Source organism: Thermoanaerobaculia bacterium (assembly GCA_018057705.1).
GTDB lineage: Bacteria > Acidobacteriota > Thermoanaerobaculia > Multivoradales > JAGPDF01 > JAGPDF01.
The window spans coordinates 62,175-79,654 of sequence record JAGPDF010000015.1 but is presented as its reverse complement, the minus strand read 5'-3'; the positions used below and the strand labels follow the sequence as shown (position 1 = coordinate 79,654).

Sequence of the window (17,480 nt, the reverse complement as noted above, 5' to 3'; positions counted from 1 at the left end):
TCGACGGCGTACTCGACGAGCCCGTCTGGCAGCAGGCCGAGGTCGTCGCGCTCGCCTACGAGACCCAGCCTGGCGAGAACAGCCCGGCGCCGGTCGCGACCACTTGCCGCCTGCTCTACGACAGCGAACGGCTCTATGTCGGCTGCACCGCCGAAGACCCCGACCCGGCGTCGATCCGAGCCCGGTTCACCGACCGCGACGAGGCCTATGACGGCGACTTCGTGGGCGTGCGGCTCGACCCTTTCCTCGACCGCCGGCGCGCTTTCGAGTTCTACGTCAATCCGCTCGGGGTCCAGATGGATCTTTTCCGCGACGACCTGGCGGCCGAGCGGCAGGGTGGCGGCGACAGCGAGGACACCTCCTGGGATGCGCTCTGGGACTCGGCCGGCAGGATCACTGCCGGCGGCTATGAGGTCGAGCTCGCCATCCCCTTCTCGTCCCTCCGCTTTCCCCCCGGCGGCGGCGCGCAAACCTGGGGCATCGGCTTCCTCCGGGTCCAGCCGCGGCGCGATCGCCTCGAGCTCGCGAGCGAGCCGTCCGACCGCAACCGCAACTGCTCGGTCTGCCAGCTGTCCACGGTCGCGGGCTTCGCGGGGATCACCCCCGGCCGCCACCTCGAGCTCGATCCGACGCTGACGGTGCAGCAGGTCGCGCGCCGCGAAGAGGTTCCGGACGGCCGGCTCGAAACCGAAGAGATCGATGTCGAGCCCGGGCTGACCGCGACCTGGGGCGTGACGCCGGACATCATCCTCTCGGGCACGCTGAATCCGGATTTCTCCCAGGTCGAGGCTGATGCGCTGGAGCTCGACGTCAATCAGCAGTTCGCCATCTTCTACCCCGAGCGCCGGCCGTTCTTCCTCGAGGGCGCGGATCTCTTCACGACGCCGTTTCAGGTCGTCTTCACGCGCAACGTCGCCGATCCCGACTGGGGCGCGAAGGTCACCGGCAAGCGGGGTGCGAGCGCCTTCGGTGCCTTTCTCGCCGAAGACGCGCGCACTTCGCTCCTGCTTCCCGGCAGCGAGCGCTCCGAGCTCGCCGAGCTTCCGGTCGCCTCGACCGACGCCGTCGTGCGCTACCGGCGCGACCTCGGCACGAACTCCGCTCTCGGCTTCGTCGCGACCTCGCGGGAAGGGGAAGAGGGGAGCGGAAGCGGCGAATGGGGCGGCTACTCGAACCAAGTCGCGGGTGTCGACGGCCTCTTCCGGCTCGGGGCGGTCGACTCGCTGCGCGTCCAGGCGCTGGGGTCGCGCACCGAGTACCCGGCGGCGATCGTCGAGGCGTACGACCAGCCCGCGGGTCCCCTCGAGGATCACGCGCTCTACTTCTCCTACAACCGCGACTCGCGCGACTGGCGGCTCTCCGCCGCTTACGAGGACGTCGGCCGCGACTTCCGGGCCGACTTGGGATTCCTGCCCCAGGTCGACCGGCGCTATGGCAAGGTGTTGGCGGAGCGCACCTGGTGGGCCGCTCCGGACGCCCGCTGGATCAGTTTCAGCCTGGGCGTCGACAGCGCGCGCACGGACGATCAGGAAGGCGCTCCACTCGAGCGACTGAACGAGCTCTGGTTCATCTTCCGGGGCCGGCGCGAGTCCACCTTCTTCACCCAGGTCGCCGACCGCGAACGGACCATCGGCGGAATCGGCTTCGACGAGCTCTACGTCGAAGGCCAGGCGAGCATCCGGCCCAGCGGTTCGCTCGAGCTCCAGCTCGGCTGGAACGTCGGCGACGACGTCGACCTCGAGGAGCTGCGGCCGGCCGAGCAGATCACGCTCTCGCCCGGCCTCACCTGGGAACCCGGGCGCCACCTGCGAGCCGAGCTCGAGCATCGCTACCAGCGTCTCGAGATCGACGAGGGTTGGCTCTTCACCGCCCAGCTGACGGAACTGCGCCTGGTCTGGCAGTTCAACCTGCGGAGCTTCGCCCGGGTCATCCTCCAGCACCGCGATCTCGAGCGCGACACCGACCTTTATTCCGCAGAGGTCGACGCCCTGAGCCGGCGGCTGTTCAGCCAGCTCCTCTACTCCTACCGCCTCAACCCGCAGACCGTCTTCTATCTCGGCTACTCGGACACCGAGCTCGAGTCCGACCGCTTCGACGCCCTGCCCGTCGACCGCACCCTCTTCGTCAAGTTGGGCTACGCCTGGCTGCCGTGACCGTCGGACCGCGCCGGCGACGCCGGCGCGTTGCAGCGATCGCGGCGAGCTGTCTCGCCGGTTGGCTGGCGAACGCGCCGGACGCTCCTCTCCAGGCGCTCGACCCAGCCAAGGCGGTCACCCAATACCTCCTGGACGTCTGGCAGGCGGAGCAGGGCCTGCCGCAGAACAGTGTTTCGGCCGTCTTGCGCACTCGCGATGGCTATCTCTGGGCCGGTACCGAGCAGGGTCTCGTCCGGTTCGACGGCATCCGCTTTACCGTCTTCGATCGCCGCAACACTGAAGCGATGCCGAGCAACGGCATCGCCGCCCTGCTCGAGGACCGCGCCGGGCAACTCTGGGTGGGGACCGCCCGTGGCCTGGTGAAGCGCGCGAGCGCCGGCGGGGGCTTCGAGCGCGTCGACGCCGCAGCCGGCGACCTGCGGATCTCGACCCTGCTCGAGGATCGCCACGGACGCCTCTGGGTGGGTACCCGCGGCGCCGGCCTGCTTCGATTGGAGGCCGGCAAGCTCATCGCGCCCGCCTCCGAACCCGACCCTTCGCCATCGGTTACCGCCCTGCCTCCGGGTCGCCGCATCCGCGCTCTGCGCGAGGCCGCGGATGGCGCGCTGTGGCTCGCCACCGAAGCGGGGGTCTCGCGGTTCATCGGGAGAGAGCTCACGACCCTCACACAGCGCGACGGTCTGCTCGACAACAGCACCTTCGATCTCTGGTTCGATCCCGACGGCACACTCTGGATCGCGACCGACGGCGGCCTGCAACGGCTTCGCGACGGACACCTGCGGGGATTCACCACGCGCGACGGGTTGAGCAGCAACCAGATCCGCGCCCTCTACCGCGATCGCGCCGGAAGCTTCTGGGTCGGCACCCAGGGCGGCGGTCTCAACCGGCTGCGCGCCGAGGCCGGACCGTCCCGCGATGCGGCGGAATCCACGGCACCCCCGCAACCCGTTGGCACGCTCGAGACCTCCGAGACCTTTGTGATCGGCGTTCTCGACGCCGCGCGTGGCCTGTCGAGCAACATCGTCAACGCGATTCTCGAGGACAGCGAGGGCAGCCTCTGGCTCGGCACCAGCACCGGCGGGCTCGCGCGCCTGCGCGACGGCAGGGTCACGACCTTCGGGCGCGCCGAAGGTCTGCCGGCCGACGTCGTCTACGCGACGCTCGAGGATCGGCAGGGGGCCGTCTGGCTGGGCATGAGCTCCGGCGGCGTCGCCCGCATTCGCGCCGGAGGTAACGGCGGCGACGGCGCGGTGCGGATCTTCGGCATCGCCGACGGCCTGCCGAGCGCGACCGTGACCGCGCTCGCCGAGGACGAAGGCGGCACAGTCTGGGCGGGAACCTATGGCGGCGGACTGGCGCGCTTCGAAGGCGGACGCTTCCGCGTGCCGTTCGATCGCCGCCGGCTCGCGGACCCGTCGGTCTACGCGCTGCTCGCGGCGCGCGGCGGCGGACTCTGGATCGGCACCGGCGGCGGCGGTCTCCATCGGTTGACCGCCGACCCTGGCGGGCACCGGGAACACCTCGAGACCTGGACGGTCGCCGACGGACTGCCGGGCGGCTTCGTCCAGGCGCTCCTCGAGGAGCCGCGCGGCGCGCTCTGGATCGGCACCAACGAAGGCCTGGCGAGACTCGAAGGCGGCCGGCTCGCCGCCTGGACGACGGCCGACGGCCTCCCTGACCGCTCGGTTCTGGCTCTGCATCAGGAGCCCGCAGGCGCGCTCTGGATCGGCACTGCCGGCGGCGGCCTCAGCCAGTTCGCGGACGGACGCTTCGCGACCGTCCAGGTCGGCGAGGGCCTGGCCGAGGACATGGTCGGGCGCCTGCTGCCGGACAGGAGCGGCAGACTGTGGATGTGCGGCAATCGCGGCCTCTCCGCGGTCGTGGTCAGCGAGGTCGAAGAGCTCTTCGCCGGTCGTCGGGAACGCATCGTGCCGCTCACGCTCGGCGCGGGCGACGGCATGCGCAGCGCCGAATGCTATGGCGGGACGCAACCCGCCGGCATGGTGACGCGCGACGGCCACCTCTGGTTCCCGACGATTCGCGGCGCGGTCGTCTTCGACCCGGATCATCTGCCGACGAACCCCCATCCGCCCCCGGTCGTCATCGAGTCCCTGGAGGTCGACGGCAACGGGCTGGCGCCCCGCGACGGCATGCGCCTCGCCGCCGGCAGCCATGCGCTCGAGATCGACTACACCGCGCTCGCCCTCCGCGAGCCGGGCAAGGTGCGGTTCCGCTATCGGCTCGAAGGCTTCGACCCCGGGTGGACGGAGGCCGGCGCGCGCCGCGTCGCCTATTACACCGAGCTGCCCCACGGCGACTACCGGCTCGAGGTCCGAGCCGCCAACGAGGACGGCGTGTGGAACGACACCGGCGCGAGTCTCGCGTTCAGCGTCGCGCCGCGGCTCGTCGAAACCGGGTGGTTTCGCCTCCTCGCCGCGGCGACGGGCCTCGCGCTGCTCTACGCCACCTACCGCCTGCGAGTGTGGCGGCTCGAAGCGCGCCAGCGCGAGCTCGAGTCGGTGGTCGCGGCGCGCACCGGCGAGCTCTCCGTCGCCAACCGCGAGCTCGAGCGCCTCGCGAGCCTCGACGGCCTGACGCAGATTCCAAACCGGCGTTCCTTCGACGAAGCGCTGCGAGCGGCCTGGGCGGACCATCGCCGGCGGGGCGCCGCCCTCGCCGTGGCGCTCGCCGACGTCGACTTCTTCAAGCTCTACAACGACTCCCGCGGCCATCCAGAAGGCGACCGCGCGCTCATCGCGATAGCCCAGGCCCTCCACGGCTGCCTCCGCCGCGAGACGGACCTCGCGGCCCGCTATGGCGGCGAAGAGATGGTGCTGTTGCTGCGCGACAGCGACGCGGCCGGCGCCGCCCGCGTCGCCGGCGAGGCTCTCGATCGCGTCCGCGCCCTGAAGCTGCCGCATCCGAGCTCGGCGGCAGCGCCGTTCGTCACCCTCAGCATCGGCATCGCCGCGATGATTCCGGGCGAAGGGAGCGATGCCGCAGATCTCCTCGCGCGCGCCGACCAGGCTCTCTACCGCGCCAAAGCTGCGGGCAGGAACCGCGTCGTCCTCGATGAAGGCGGGCCAGCGTAACCGCGGGCGCTTCAAAGCCGGCGTCGCAGTCGCAGGACTTCGCTATCGAGCACCTTTCAACTTCTGCAGGCGCAGCGTCTCGAGGAGGACCGGGAGCACCGCGCGATCCTTCTCCCGATTGGCGAATCGCTTCGATTCGATCACGGCGTCGAGGTCGAGGACCCGGGCGCGAGCCGACCCCAGGTCGAGCTCCTGACTGCGCGGAAGGAGATCGGCGTACGTCCAGCCGTCACCGATCTCGCGCATCAGGTCGACCTCCCCCAGCCGCGTGCGCAGCAGGTGAAGCCGGAAGCTACTGAGCTTCGCGAGATCCGGTACGAGCCGCCGGCCTGCCGGGTCCTTGTAGGTCGCCTCGAGCTCCGCACAGGCGGCGAGGACGCGGACGAGATTGTCCTCGCGCAGGTCGATCAGGAGATCGACGTCCTTGGTCATGATCGGCGCCCCGGCAGCCACGGCCGCGACAGCGCCCACGACGATGAACCGCACGCCGTGCCGGTCGAATACCGGAAGCAGCTCACTTGCCGCGAGCGGCAGCTCTGGCACGGCGCAGGATCTCCATCTCGCGCGACAGCGCCTCGATCGCCGCGAGTCTCTCGGCGGGCGTCGCGTGCAGCATCTCCCAGATCTGCATCCGGTCGACGCCCTCGGGAGAAAAGCCGACGCGCTCCACCCAGTCCGAATACCCCGGGTCGTCGGCGCTCGGCGCCGTCGCCGGATCGATACCCGGAAGCGGCGGCAGGGGTCGGGCTACCATCGCCGAAGTCTACCCCGATGCTCTCACCGAGCCTTTACCAGGGACAGTGCAAACCCCCGCAGAGAAGCAGGAGATCCAACAAGCGGGGACGGGAACCCATTCTCCAATCGGTGACCGTCCCTCTTTTCACGCAGGCCTAGAAGAATGCCGCGCTCCAGACTCCGGCGTCGGCGCTCTCGAATCCGTCGGCGAACAGTCCGCCGTGCTCGTAGGCACCGGCGTCGGGCGCCCCCGCCGCCGAGCGCGGAGCGTGGACGACGTCGTAGGGCCCTCCCGACCAGATGGGATCACCCTGATCGATCGCCGGAGAAAGCGCCGTCAGACGGAAGCCGCCGAGCCCCGGCGCCTCGAACAGCGGGTTGACGCCGATCAGGTTGTTCACCGGGTCGACGGTCGGGAATCCCTCCTGCACGACCTCAGAACCGTTCGCCCAGACGATCGAATTGTCGAGGCGCAATGCGCCGGCATTACCCGGGTTCCGCCAGAGTCTGAGGCCGCGTTCAACGTGATCCGTGACCGTCCAGTGGGAGAGTGCGATCGCCCCGGAGCTCCAGTTCAGCACATCGGCGGCCCGCCGTGGGCCAGTGGCGAGGAGGAGATTGCGCGCCGATGCCGGCGCTGGCGAGTTGTGCTCGAGGTGCAGGTTGACGCCGTCCTCGCTCTCGTCGTTGGCGTAGAAGGACAGGCGGTCGAGGGCAAAGCTGCCGGAAAAGCCCGAATGGATGTCGAGCGCAGTCGCCGGCCAGACGCCAGCGGCGGGCCCGACGAGATGGTTGCCCTGCAGGTCGATGTCCTCCATCACCAGCGGCGACGAGCTCCAAGGCCAGATCGAGGCGCCGCCGGCCACCGCGGAAGCGCCGGGACCGGCGAGCGCGGAGTTCGAGGAAAACGAAGTCCGCCGGATCTCGAGCGACGCTGCGTCGGAGAGACCGGCGAAGAGCGCTCCGCCCGTCGCCTGGTTGCCGGCGAAATCGGTCCGGGCCTGGTTCCCCTCGAAGATCGTATCGACGATGCGCGCCTGCGTGTCGCCGCGCAGTTGGAGGAAGAGGCCCCCGCCGCGCACCAGGAATACGCCCACATCGTGCTCCGCGACGTTCTGCTCGAAGAGCGAGCGCTCGATCGTGATCCGGCAGCCGACGCAGGTCGAGCTGGTCTCGACGTGGACCGCGCCGCCGGAGCGCGCCCTGTTCAGCCGGAACGAGACATTCCTCAGCGTCAGCTTGACGTCGGACAGGCCGTCGGCCAGCAGCGCCCCGCCGGCTGCGAAGTTCTGGTCGGCCGAGGCGTCCCCTTCCCGGATCTCGCAGTTCTCGATCGTCAGGTCGGCGCCGTTGAACAGCTTCAGGAAGCGGCCCGAGAAGACCGGGTCGACCATCACGGAGCAGCCCGCCGGCGCCGGATCCGGCCCGCGCAGAACGAGCGGCCCGCCACCCGAGACGAAGAGCATCCCGGCGCTCCAGGCGTGGGACGCGTCGAGCAGCACAACGACGTCCGGTTCGTCTGCGGAGCCAGCGGGGCAATCGTCGACGGCGCTGTTCCCCTCGGCGGCGAAGAGCGCCTCGCGCAGCGTGCAATTGCCGTTCGGTGTCGCCGGCTCATCGATCGGGGTATCGACCGGAATCGTCGCCGCGCCACCCGCAGCCAGGGCCATGGGGAGCGCGGCGACAGCCAGCAGGAAAGCGCGTACAGCGGAAATCGGGGCGGTCATTTTCTCCATGACCAGTACGCGCAAGAGCGGCATCCCGCGGCTCATGGCGGACCGAGATCGCCATGGAGGCCGCGGGTGCCTGTCCCTCTTCTTACGGAATCACAGACCGGTGCCTGTCCCTCTTTTCCGAAATGCGTGCCTGTCCCTCTTTTTCTTGTCCCTCTTCTTCTACCGGCTTCGCGGGCAGCTCACTTCACGACGGGCTTTCCCTCGACGTCGAGGACGACGATCTCGCCGGCATTCAGGGCTTTCAGCTTCTCCTCGATCTTCCCGCGGTCGCCGACGACGATGAACGAGGCTTTCTCGGGGCGGGCCCACTTCGCGGCGGCGGCGTTGGTTGCCGCGAGCGGGACCTCGGCGATACGGTCGGGCTCGGCCTGGAGCTCGGCGAGCGGGCGCTTCTGCAGCCAGAGCTGGCCGATCTTGCCGCCCACGTTGGCATAGGCCTCGTACTCCTGCGCGGTGCCGCGCAGGCGGCGCAGACGCGAGCTTTCGAGCTCGTCGGCCGCGATCGGGCGCTCGCCCGCGAGACCCTTCAGCTCCTTGACGAACTCGGCGACCGACTCGGCGGTCTTGTCGGTCTGCACGCCGCCGCCGCCGTACCAGATGCCGCCGTCGGTGTACTGCAGGAGGTTCGAGAAGACGCCGTAGGAGTAACCCTTGTCCTCGCGCAGGTTGAGATTCAGGCGCGTGCCGAATCCGCCGCCGCCGTAGACCGAATCGGCGAGCGTCAGGGCGTCGTCATCGGCGCTGCCGATCGCCGGAGCCACGAGGAACTGCGAGACCACCGTCTGCGCCGCGTCCTGGCGGTCGACGAGGTAGATCCTGCCGGCGGCTGCCGTCTGCGGCGGGCCGATCGGCACCTCGGGAGCGCTGCCGCCCGTCCACGCGCCGAAATGCTTCTCGGCGAGCTTCGCCGCTTCGTCGAGGCTCACTCCGCCGACGAAGATCAGCGCCGAAGAGCCCGGCTTCACCCGCTCCTGCCAGAAGCGGGCGATGTCGTCGCGGGTGATCGCTTCGACCGTCCCCGGGAGCCCCTGCGCCGGCCGGCCGTAGGGGTGCTCCCGCCCGAAGGCGAGGAAGTTCCGCACCCGGGCGGCGACGGCATTCGGATTGTTGTTCTGCTGCTGGAGATTGGCGAGCAGGTTCGCCTTCTCGCGATCGAACTCAGTCTGCGGGAACGATGGCGTGCGGATCACCTCGGAGAGGATCCCGAGCGCCGCGTCGACGTTGCGGGTGAGCACCTCGAGCTGCAGGTTCGCCCCCTCGCGGCCGGCGCCGCCGGTGAGCACGGTGCCGAGGTCGCCCAGGGCCGCCTCGATCTCGAGCGCCGAGCGCTTCGCCGTGCCGAGATCGACGTTCGACAACGCGAGGTGAGCGGTGCCGTCCTTGCCGGCGGGGTCGGCGACGATGCCGGCGCGGGTGGCAAACTGTACCGCCACCTTCGGCAGCTCGCGGCGCTCGACGACGAAGATCTCGAGTCCGTTGGCGAGCCGGCGCGTCGCCACCTCGGGGGCGGCGAAGCGCTTCTCGGCGCCGAGCGCTGGAACTGCCGAACGGTCCGGATCGGCGGCCGTCGGCCGGGCCGAGCTCTCCGGACGGAAGCGCAGCGTCAGCCGTTTGTCGGTGTCGAGATAGGTGCGCGCCGCCTGCTGCAGTCCCGCCGGAGTGACGCTCCGCCAGCGTGCGAGATCCCAGGCGAAGCGGCCCGGGTCGCCCAGGTAGGTGTTGTACTGGTTCAGCAGGTCGGCCTTGCCACCGAAGCCGCCGATTCTCTCGAGCCCGGAGATGTACTGCGTCTCGAGCTTGTTCTTGGCGCGCTCGAGCTCGGCCGGGGTCGGTCCGGACGCCGCGAGCCTCGCGATCTCCTTCGCGACCAGGCTCTCGAGCTCCGCGACGTCGACGCCCGGACGGGCGTTCGCGATCACCACGAAGCAGTTCGCGATTTCGGTGCCGAACTGGAACGCATTGACGGTCGTCGCCTTCTGGGCGTCGTAGACCAGCGCCTTGGTGAGCCGCGAGGAGAGTCCGTCGGCGAGAACGCGCGCCGCGAGATCGAGCTCGGCGTCGCCCGCGCCGTAGAGCGGCGGCGTCGGCCAGACCATGTAGACGCGCTCCTGCGGCACGCGGTCGGCGATCTCGAGCGTCTTGCCGGCCGCGAGGACGGCCGGCGCCACCTTCGGACGCGCCAGCGCCGGTCCCGGCGGGATCGAGCCGAAGTACTTCTCGACCAGCTGCTTCGCGAGGCTAGGGTCGAAGTCGCCGGCGATCACCAGCGACAGGTTGTTGGGCGTGTAGTAGGTGCGGAAGAACTCCTGCACGTCGTCGAGCGAGGCGGCGGAGAGATCCGCCATGCTGCCGATCACCGGCCAGGAGTAGGGATGGCCGAACGGGAAGAGCTCGTTGGCCAGGAGCTCGAACCAGCGGCCGTAGGGCTGGTTGTCGACCCCCTGCCGGCGCTCGTTCTTGACCACGTCGCGCTGATTGTCGAGCTTGGCCTGGTCGACGCCGTCGATCAAAGTCGCCAGGCGGTCGCTCTCGAGCCAGAGGAGCTTCTCGAGGTTGCCCGACGGCACGGTCGCGAAGTAGTTCGTGCGATCGTTGTCGGTGGTGCCGTTGACGCCCCCCTCCTGAAGGTTGGCTCCCAGCTCCTCGACCACCGAGAAGTACTCGCCGGGGACGTTCTTCGAGCCCTGGAACATCATGTGTTCGAACAGATGCGCGAAGCCGGTCCGCCCCGGCTTCTCGTTCTTCGAGCCGACGTGGTACCACTGGTTCACATGCACGATCGGAAGCTTGCGGTCGACGTGCAGGATCACCTGCAGGCCGTTCGGCAGGGTGTACTTCTCGAACTGGATCTCGGGCACCTGGCTGGCGCCGGCCGGCGCGGCCGCCTTGGCCTGCGCGAGTCCGGTGGCCGGAAGCGTGAGCGCCAGGACCGCGGCAAGCCCAAGGGCGGCTGCGAGCTTCGGGGAGACGGGGATGGAAGATTGGGACACACGTACCTCCTGGGAGTGGACAGTCTATAAACGAAGAAACCGGCCTTCGGGTTGCAGGGGGGGCGGGAGGGCGGCTGGGAGGGGGGCTGGGTGCTACGCTGCCCCTTTCCCCGGGGCTGTCGCCGGGCCGGGGCAGGCCAGGGGGGGGGCGGAATGCATCGCGACCATCTGATGTTCGCATTCCTCGCAGGTTTCGCCTTGGGCTCGCCGGCGCTTGCCGGATCCGAGTCGATCTTCGCGGACGACTTCGAGAATGGCACCGCGTGCGCGTGGGGGGTGGCCGGCCCTGACCTCTGCGGACTCTTCGCGCATACTGGCACCGATCTCTATCGTCTGGACCCCAACACTTTCGAACTGATTCTGGTCGGGCCCTTCAACACGGGCGGTCCCTCCATCAATGACATCGCCATCGACAAGAACGACCGCATGGTCGGCGTCTCGCTGTTCAAGCTCTGGTCGATCGACCGGACGAGCGGCGCCGCAACCGAGATCTCCGACTTCGACGGCTCGACCGACGGCCTCACCAGCCTGGCGTTCGTGCCGCTCAACGAAGGCGACCCCAACAGCGCCGAGCGCCTGATCACCATCGGCGCCTCAGGAAACGTCTACGAGGTGAACTCGCTCACGGGTGCCACGACCCTGTTGGGGAATCTCGGCCTCTCGAGCGGCAGCCAGATCCGCGCCGGTGGCGACCTCGTCTCGGTGCGCGGCCTGGGCACTTTCGCCACCGTCGCGGTCGGCAATACCCCGACCGACCCCGACTGCCTGGCGACGATCGACACCACCACCTGGGCGGCGACACTCGTCGGAGCGACCTCGACCGAATTCGACAAGGTTTTCGGCCTCGGCTACTGGGGCGGCAGGGTGCTCGGCTTCGTCGACGACGGCTCCGGCGCGGGAACCGGCCGGATCATCGACATCGACACCGCGACGGGCGTCGGTACGCTCACCGAGACGACCTCCCAGCGCTGGTTCGGAGCCGCCGTGGCCACGGACGCCCCGGTCGCGCCCTAGAGCCGGCTCCCAGCACTTGCAGTCGAGACCCGCCCCGCCGACGCAAGGTGCCAGCCAGTTCCCCGGATTCACCGTGTTGCAGATTGACATGTGCAGCACATGTACCTAGGCTGAGCACATGTCCGTCATGATCCAGATCCGCAACGTGCCCGAGGCCCTGCACCGGAAGCTGAAGGCCCGCGCGGCCGAGGCCGGCATGTCGCTCTCGGACTATCTGCTCGCCGATCTCCGCAAGGCCGCCGAAAGGCCGACCCCGGACGAACTGCGCGAACGTCTGCGCTCGCGTCCGCCGGTCGTCCTTCCCGAGCCCGCGGCGCGCGCCGTGCGCGCCGAGCGAGAGGCCCGCGACATCCGATGATCGTGGTCGATGCCTCGGCGGCGGTCGAAATGCTGCTCGGAACCGCCCGCGGCATCGCCGTCGCCGAACGGCTCTTCGATCCCGCCGAGTCGCTGCATGCACCGGAGCTGCTCGATCTCGAGATCGCCCAGGTCCTGCGGCGCTATGAGCGCGCGCGGATCCTCGACGCCGCCCGCGCCGAGGCCGCCCTGAGCGACTTCGCCGATCTCCCGCTCGAACGCTACAGCCACCGGCTGCTGCTGCCGCGCGCCTGGGAGCTGCGGGCCAACCTGACGATCTACGACGCCGTCTACATTGCCCTCGCGGAGCTCCTGGAAGCCCCCCTGCTCACCGGCGACGCTGCGCTCGCCTTCACGCAACACCGGGCTCGGATCGAGCTCCTGCCGGAAATCTGAGGACTTCAACCATGCGTTCGACTCCCCGCCTGGTCCAGTTTGCCGCCTTGCTTGCGCTCGCGAGCGGTCCGCCCGCACGCGGTGCCGACTGTCTGCGAGCGATCTTCTTCGACCTCGGCAACACGCTGGTCGATCAGACGAACCCGGCCCCGTACCCACTCTTTCCGACCGCGCAGGCGACGATCGATAGCCTCCAGGCGCGCGGCCTGGCGCTGGGGATCATCACCAACGTCCCCGCCGGATGGGATCGCGGCGACCTCGAGGCGCTCCTCCTGCAACCAGCGTTCCTCGACGAGTTCGACGTCCTCGTCCTGTCCTCCGAGGCGCCCGCCCCGAAGCCCGATCCGGCGATCTACACCCACGCCTACAACCTGCTCGCCCTGCCGCGGCCGACAGTCGCGGCCACCGCCTTCGTCGGCGAGACGATCGGCGAGATCGGCAACACGGTCCTGAATCCGACCGTGGGAGCGCGGGCGATCGGCATGACCGGAATTCACCTCTCGAACGGCGTGCCGAACCCGATCGCCGACGTCACGATTACGACCCTCGACGACCTGCTGACGGTCGAGAGCGCTCCCTGTTCCTTCCTGGTCGACGGCTTCGAATCCGCAGACGCCGCCGCCTGGTCGAGCTGCGCCGGCTGCCCCTGACCCCCCTCCTCCCCACGCTACTCCCCCGAGGGCGAAGTCTTCCAGAACCCCGGGCCGCCGGCAGCGTACTTCCGGTAGCTAGTGCCGCCGGGGACTCCGGCGGCGGCGACACGGAGAGACCGATGCCTGCCAGGCTTCCGACAAGAACCGCCAGCGCCCTCGCTCCGATCCTGCTCGCCGCCGCCGTGAGGATCGCCGGTGCCGACGCTCCAGGATCCGCCGGCTTCTCGGTCGAGACGCTCGCGCCCGGCATCCACGCCCTCGTGCGCACCAAGCTCCCCGGGTTCTTCCTCGACTCGAACGTTCTGTTCGTGGTCAACGACGAGGACGTGGTGGTCGTCGACGCGAATCTGACACCGGCCTCGGCAGAGGCGTCGATCGCGGCGCTGCGCCAGCTCACGCCGAAGCCGGTCCGCTACCTGGTGAACACCCACCGCCACCACGACCATGTCGGTGGCAACGAGGTCTACCGGCGCGAGTTCCCGGGTGTCGAGATCGTGGGCAGCGCCGCGATGCACGACGACCTCGAGGCCTTCGGCAAGAGCACGCTGGACGGCTGGAAGGGCTGGGCGGCGGAGATGGCCGCCGTCATCCCGAAGCACCTCGCGAACGGCACCGGTCTCGCCGGCGAACCGCTCTCCGCCGAGGAGCGCGCCAGTCTCGAAGCCGACCTCGCCGCGGCGCGGGCGCTGGTCGCCGACGCGCCGCGGATGCACGTCGTCGCACCGACCCTGACGGTCACGGACCGGCTGACGCTGCGCCGGTCTCTGGGCTCGACGGCGCGCACGATCGAGATCCTGGCACTCGGCAAAGGGCACACGCGCGGCGATCTCGTGGTCTGGCTCCAGGAGGAGCGGATCGCCGCGACTGGCGATCTGCTCGTGGCGCCGGTGCCGCTCGTCGGCGGCGACCAGTCGTATGTCGAGGAGTGGCTCGCGACGTTCGACCGTCTGCGGACGCTCGGCGCCACGACCTATCTGCCCGGCCACGGCGCGGTGCAGAGGAGCGATGGGCAGCTCGTTCTCTATCGCGAGTTCCTGGGATCGGTGGTCGAGCAGACCCGGGCCGCGATGGCGAGGGGCCTCTCCGCCGACGAGGCAGCGAGCACGATCGACCTTGCCTCGTTCCGCGACCGGATGGCGGGCGAGAGTCCGGTCCTCCGGATGCTGTTCGCCAACTGGGGCCGCGTGCCGGCGGTGACCGCGATGTATCGCCAGCGCGACGAGGCGAAGAGCGCGGCGCCGTAGCGCGCCGCCCCTCCACGGTACGTTCGACGGTGGCGGTGCCTTTCCTACTCCGGGGGCACGAGAAACAGCAGCGGCAACGCCGCTTCGGGTGACGGACCTTCGTCGAGCGTCAGTTCGAGTGAGCCGAGGAAGTTCTGCGCTGTCGTGGCCCCGGGAACCGTGGCGTTCTCGTTCGCGACGATGCGGAAGCAGAGCGTGCTGCCGAACGGTACATCGATGAAGGTCTCGAGGAAACCGTCGAGATCGCGGTCCTCGCGGAAGAGGCCGCTCGCGCACTCGCCGAAACCGCCATCGAGGGCTTCGACGTGGTCCACGAACTCTGTGGTGACATCGACGGCGTCGTTGGGGTCGTCGACGACCTGCGGTTCGACCGACGCGTACTTGAAGAGCGAGCGGGCGGTGAGGAGCGCTGTCTCGACGCCGGCCGCGGCAGCGGCGTCGGCGCCCGCGAAGACCAGAGGAGCGTTGCCGTTGGTCGGGTCAACGGCGCCGGTTCCGCTGGCGAGCGCTTGCAGCAGGGTGATGGTGTCCGGGTCAGCACCGCTGCCGAGAAGTCCGACGATCCGCACTCCGAAAGACAAGGCCGCGGAGCTCAGAGTGGGGACCCCTGGGCAGATCATCGTACCGGCAGGATCTTCGGCACCGGGCAGAACGAGAATCGAGACCGCTGCGCTGCGGAAGCAGGGGTAGCCAAAAGTCTCGAAGCCGGCGGTCTGCGCCGGGGAGCCGACGCAGCTGCTCCGGGGGGCAAACGTACCCGGGACGGAGCAGCCCGAGGTGGCCGAGCCCTGACTGGTGACTGCCGCCCAGGCGGAGAGCAGCCAGGCTTCATCACAGCACCCAGCGGGTTCGCTGATCGGCACCGAGGCGAAATTCGGCGCCGGCTGCAGGTCCAGGAAGTTCTGAAACGCGGGGGCTTGATCTACGTAGTTGAGCAACCCCACGCCCATCCAGAGATCCGGGTAGCAGCTCCCCGGCGTTCCGTTGCCGAGGGGTGGACAGGTCACCGCGTTCCGGACCGCGCCCAGGTTGTCGCGCAGGCTCGCGCGCTCCGCGGACATGTCCCCTGAGCGGTCGAAGAGCACGTAGACATCGGCCGCGTCGATGGCGGGCGGCAGCCACTCTCCGTCCTCGACGAGGGGCGCGGGTGGGGCAGCGAACGGCAGGTCGAAGCAGCCCCAGACATCTCCTCCAGCGTCGGCGCAGGCCTGGTAGAGCGAGCACGGAAAGGCCGGCGCGGAGTTCGACCAGTAGCACACACTGCCCACCTCGAAGCCGTCGCCGAAGATCGCCCCCGCCAGCGCCGGTGAACCCGCTGCCGGCGCGAGAACCTGGACGAGAGCGACAACGAGCGCACGCACCATGGCGGCGCCGTGGGCGACGGAGTCGCGGGCGACGCGCGCACCCCTCAGGGGCTCGGACATAGTCACCTCGGTCTACTGCGGAGATTGGGCAGAGTGTACACCCGGGCCTCTGGAGCGACCGGGTGGCGGACGAGTCGGCGACTCGGCCGCCTACTCCACCGGGCGCTCGACGGTGGCGGTCAAGGTCGAGACGGTGCCGGCGATCTCGTCGGTGACGACGACGGCGACCCGCTGCGAGCCGCGGCCGACCTCGACTTCGGCGCGGTAGGCCCAGAAGCCGCCGAGAGCCTTCTCGAGGTCGACGGCCGGGATCGAGATCCCGATCGGGCCGCTTTCGCCCAGGCGGATGTGGCGCGCCTCGTTCAACACCGCGACGCGGGCGGTGAGCCGCGCGGCGCGCCGCGTCCCGTCCGCGCCCGCCGGCTCGAGACTCACCAGGGCGAGGGGAATCCGCACCAGGATCGGCACCATCGCCTCCTTGCCCTTCTTGTCGAGCGGCGCGGGAGCGCCCAGCTCGAGCTGCATGGCGAGCGGATTCACCGTCGTCTCGAAGGTGGCGGCGGCGACCAGAGCGGCCTCGGCGCGCTCGGCGAGCGAGCTGCGCCGGAAGCTCTCGCGGTGACGGACAGTGAGCTCGTCGTCCTGCGTCCGCACTCGAATCACGTGATCGCCCGCGCCATCCTCTTCGCCGGTCGAGAAGCCGAGCGAGTAGGAGGCACTCGCGTCGTCCGCCACGGTCGACAACCGCTCCGATAGGCCGTCATCGAGAAAAAGTGCGTCACCGCCCGTCGCCCCTGCGAGGCGCTGCAGGCTCGAGGCCGCTTCCGCAATCGCCGGATCGCGCGGCGCCACGGCCGTCGAGTTGGCCCCCGAACCGGAGAACTCCGCGCCGAAGGTCCCCGCAGGAACCTCGCGCGGCGAGACGGTGTAGAAGGCGACCCGCGCGTTCTGCGCAGCGCGCACCGCGCGCTCGAAGTCGTCGAGAAGCTTGAGCCGGGCGGTGGGTAGCCGAGTCGACTGCGACGTGCCGGTGGGATTATCCTCGCGCTTCTCATCGAGATGCTGGGTCAGGAAGGCGTCCGGCTGAGAGGTGAAGCCGGTCGAGGCGAAAAGGACCGACTTGCGGCCCTCGATCGCCGCCAGCGCCCCGATCCACTCGCGCAGCGCCGCTACGGCCCGCGCCTGACGATCGATCTGCTGCTCGCCGAAGTTCTCGACCTGACGGCGAAGGTTCGCGGTGTCGGACTGGTCCTGCCTCGCCACCCGCGCCGCCTGTTCGGCTCCCACGACCCCGGTACCGGGAGTGGTCAGCTCGATCTGGGCGCGCGGCCGGGCGTTCTCGCGCACTTCGCGCTCGAGGAGGCTCCGCTCGGCGGCGACCAGACTGCCCCGCCCGCGAAGCCTCTCGAGCTCGGCGAACGCCTCCTCGATCCGCTTGCGGTCGGCCGTTGGCGGCGAGAGGATGCGGAGATTCTCGACGAAGGCCGCGATCATGATGCGCTCGTTGCCGCCGGTGCGCGGCAGCACGAACGCCGCGATCTCCTCGAGGATCTTCTTGCTCGTTCGCCACTCGAGCGCGCTCTGATCGACGAAGACGAAGAGATTCGCCCGCGAGAGATCGACCGTCTCGACCTCGGGCTCGGAGGCGCTCCGCGGCTTGGTCAGCGGCTGCGCGCCCGGAGGCGCGAAGTAGTCGATCGGCATCGGCTTGCCGTCGACCTCCAGGCGGAAGTCCTCCCGGGT

At 69.7% G+C, this 17,480-nt stretch carries 13 protein-coding genes; 7 read left to right on the top strand and 6 right to left on the bottom strand.

What is annotated here, in order from left to right; all coding sequences use genetic code 11:
* Together KBI44_07260 and KBI44_07255 are read left to right on the top strand one after the other, a co-directional pair.
* Window positions 1-2,153, top strand: a 2,153-nt coding sequence (locus KBI44_07260) for a carbohydrate binding family 9 domain-containing protein (GenBank protein MBP9144265.1), incomplete at its 5' end; no start/stop codon positions are given.
* Window positions 2,150-5,248 (top strand): diguanylate cyclase, encoded by a 3,099-nt coding sequence (locus tag KBI44_07255; protein MBP9144264.1) that lies wholly within the window; start codon window positions 2,150-2,152, stop codon window positions 5,246-5,248. The genes KBI44_07260 and KBI44_07255, both read left to right, overlap by 4 nt.
* 42 nt (window positions 5,249-5,290) lie before the next feature.
* Here KBI44_07255 and KBI44_07250 read toward each other — a convergent pair whose 3' ends face one another.
* From KBI44_07250 to KBI44_07235, 4 genes are all read right to left on the bottom strand, one after another.
* Window positions 5,291-5,791: a hypothetical protein gene (locus KBI44_07250; GenBank protein ID MBP9144263.1), complete on the bottom strand. Its 501-nt coding sequence runs from the start codon at window positions 5,789-5,791 to the stop codon at window positions 5,291-5,293.
* The gene (locus tag KBI44_07245) at window positions 5,763-6,002 is read right to left on the bottom strand and encodes a hypothetical protein (GenBank protein ID MBP9144262.1); all 240 of its coding nucleotides are present in this window, start codon (window positions 6,000-6,002) and stop codon (window positions 5,763-5,765) included. Before KBI44_07245 ends, KBI44_07250 begins: the two co-directional genes overlap by 29 nt.
* A 136-nt stretch (window positions 6,003-6,138) precedes the next feature.
* Window positions 6,139-7,743 (bottom strand): hypothetical protein, encoded by a 1,605-nt coding sequence (locus KBI44_07240; protein MBP9144261.1) that lies wholly within the window; start codon window positions 7,741-7,743, stop codon window positions 6,139-6,141.
* Between the two features lie 155 nt (window positions 7,744-7,898).
* On the bottom strand, window positions 7,899-10,709 hold the full coding sequence (locus KBI44_07235; protein ID MBP9144260.1) for an insulinase family protein: 2,811 nt from the start codon (window positions 10,707-10,709) through the stop codon (window positions 7,899-7,901).
* Between the two features lie 153 nt (window positions 10,710-10,862).
* Here KBI44_07235 and KBI44_07230 point away from each other — a divergent pair, with 153 nt between their 5' ends.
* From KBI44_07230 to KBI44_07210, 5 genes are all read left to right on the top strand, one after another.
* Complete coding sequence (locus KBI44_07230; GenBank protein MBP9144259.1) at window positions 10,863-11,723, top strand: hypothetical protein; 861 nt, start codon at window positions 10,863-10,865, stop codon at window positions 11,721-11,723.
* A gap of 118 nt (window positions 11,724-11,841) precedes the next feature.
* The gene (locus tag KBI44_07225; protein MBP9144258.1) at window positions 11,842-12,081 is read left to right on the top strand and encodes a hypothetical protein; all 240 of its coding nucleotides are present in this window, start codon (window positions 11,842-11,844) and stop codon (window positions 12,079-12,081) included.
* A complete protein-coding gene (locus KBI44_07220; GenBank protein ID MBP9144257.1) occupies window positions 12,078-12,476 on the top strand; it encodes a type II toxin-antitoxin system VapC family toxin in 399 nt (132 codons plus the stop codon). Before KBI44_07225 ends, KBI44_07220 begins: the two co-directional genes overlap by 4 nt.
* 11 nt (window positions 12,477-12,487) lie before the next feature.
* On the top strand, window positions 12,488-13,126 hold the full coding sequence (locus KBI44_07215; protein MBP9144256.1) for an HAD hydrolase-like protein: 639 nt from the start codon (window positions 12,488-12,490) through the stop codon (window positions 13,124-13,126).
* Window positions 13,127-13,248: 122 nt separating this feature from the next.
* Window positions 13,249-14,373: an MBL fold metallo-hydrolase gene (locus tag KBI44_07210; GenBank protein ID MBP9144255.1), complete on the top strand. Its 1,125-nt coding sequence runs from the start codon at window positions 13,249-13,251 to the stop codon at window positions 14,371-14,373.
* A 44-nt stretch (window positions 14,374-14,417) separates the two neighbouring features.
* Here KBI44_07210 and KBI44_07205 read toward each other — a convergent pair whose 3' ends face one another.
* The gene (locus tag KBI44_07205) at window positions 14,418-15,797 is read right to left on the bottom strand and encodes a hypothetical protein (protein MBP9144254.1); all 1,380 of its coding nucleotides are present in this window, start codon (window positions 15,795-15,797) and stop codon (window positions 14,418-14,420) included.
* 90 nt (window positions 15,798-15,887) lie between these two features.
* The coding region (locus KBI44_07200; GenBank protein MBP9144253.1) for a VWA domain-containing protein at window positions 15,888-17,480 on the bottom strand (1,593 nt) is incomplete at its 5' end.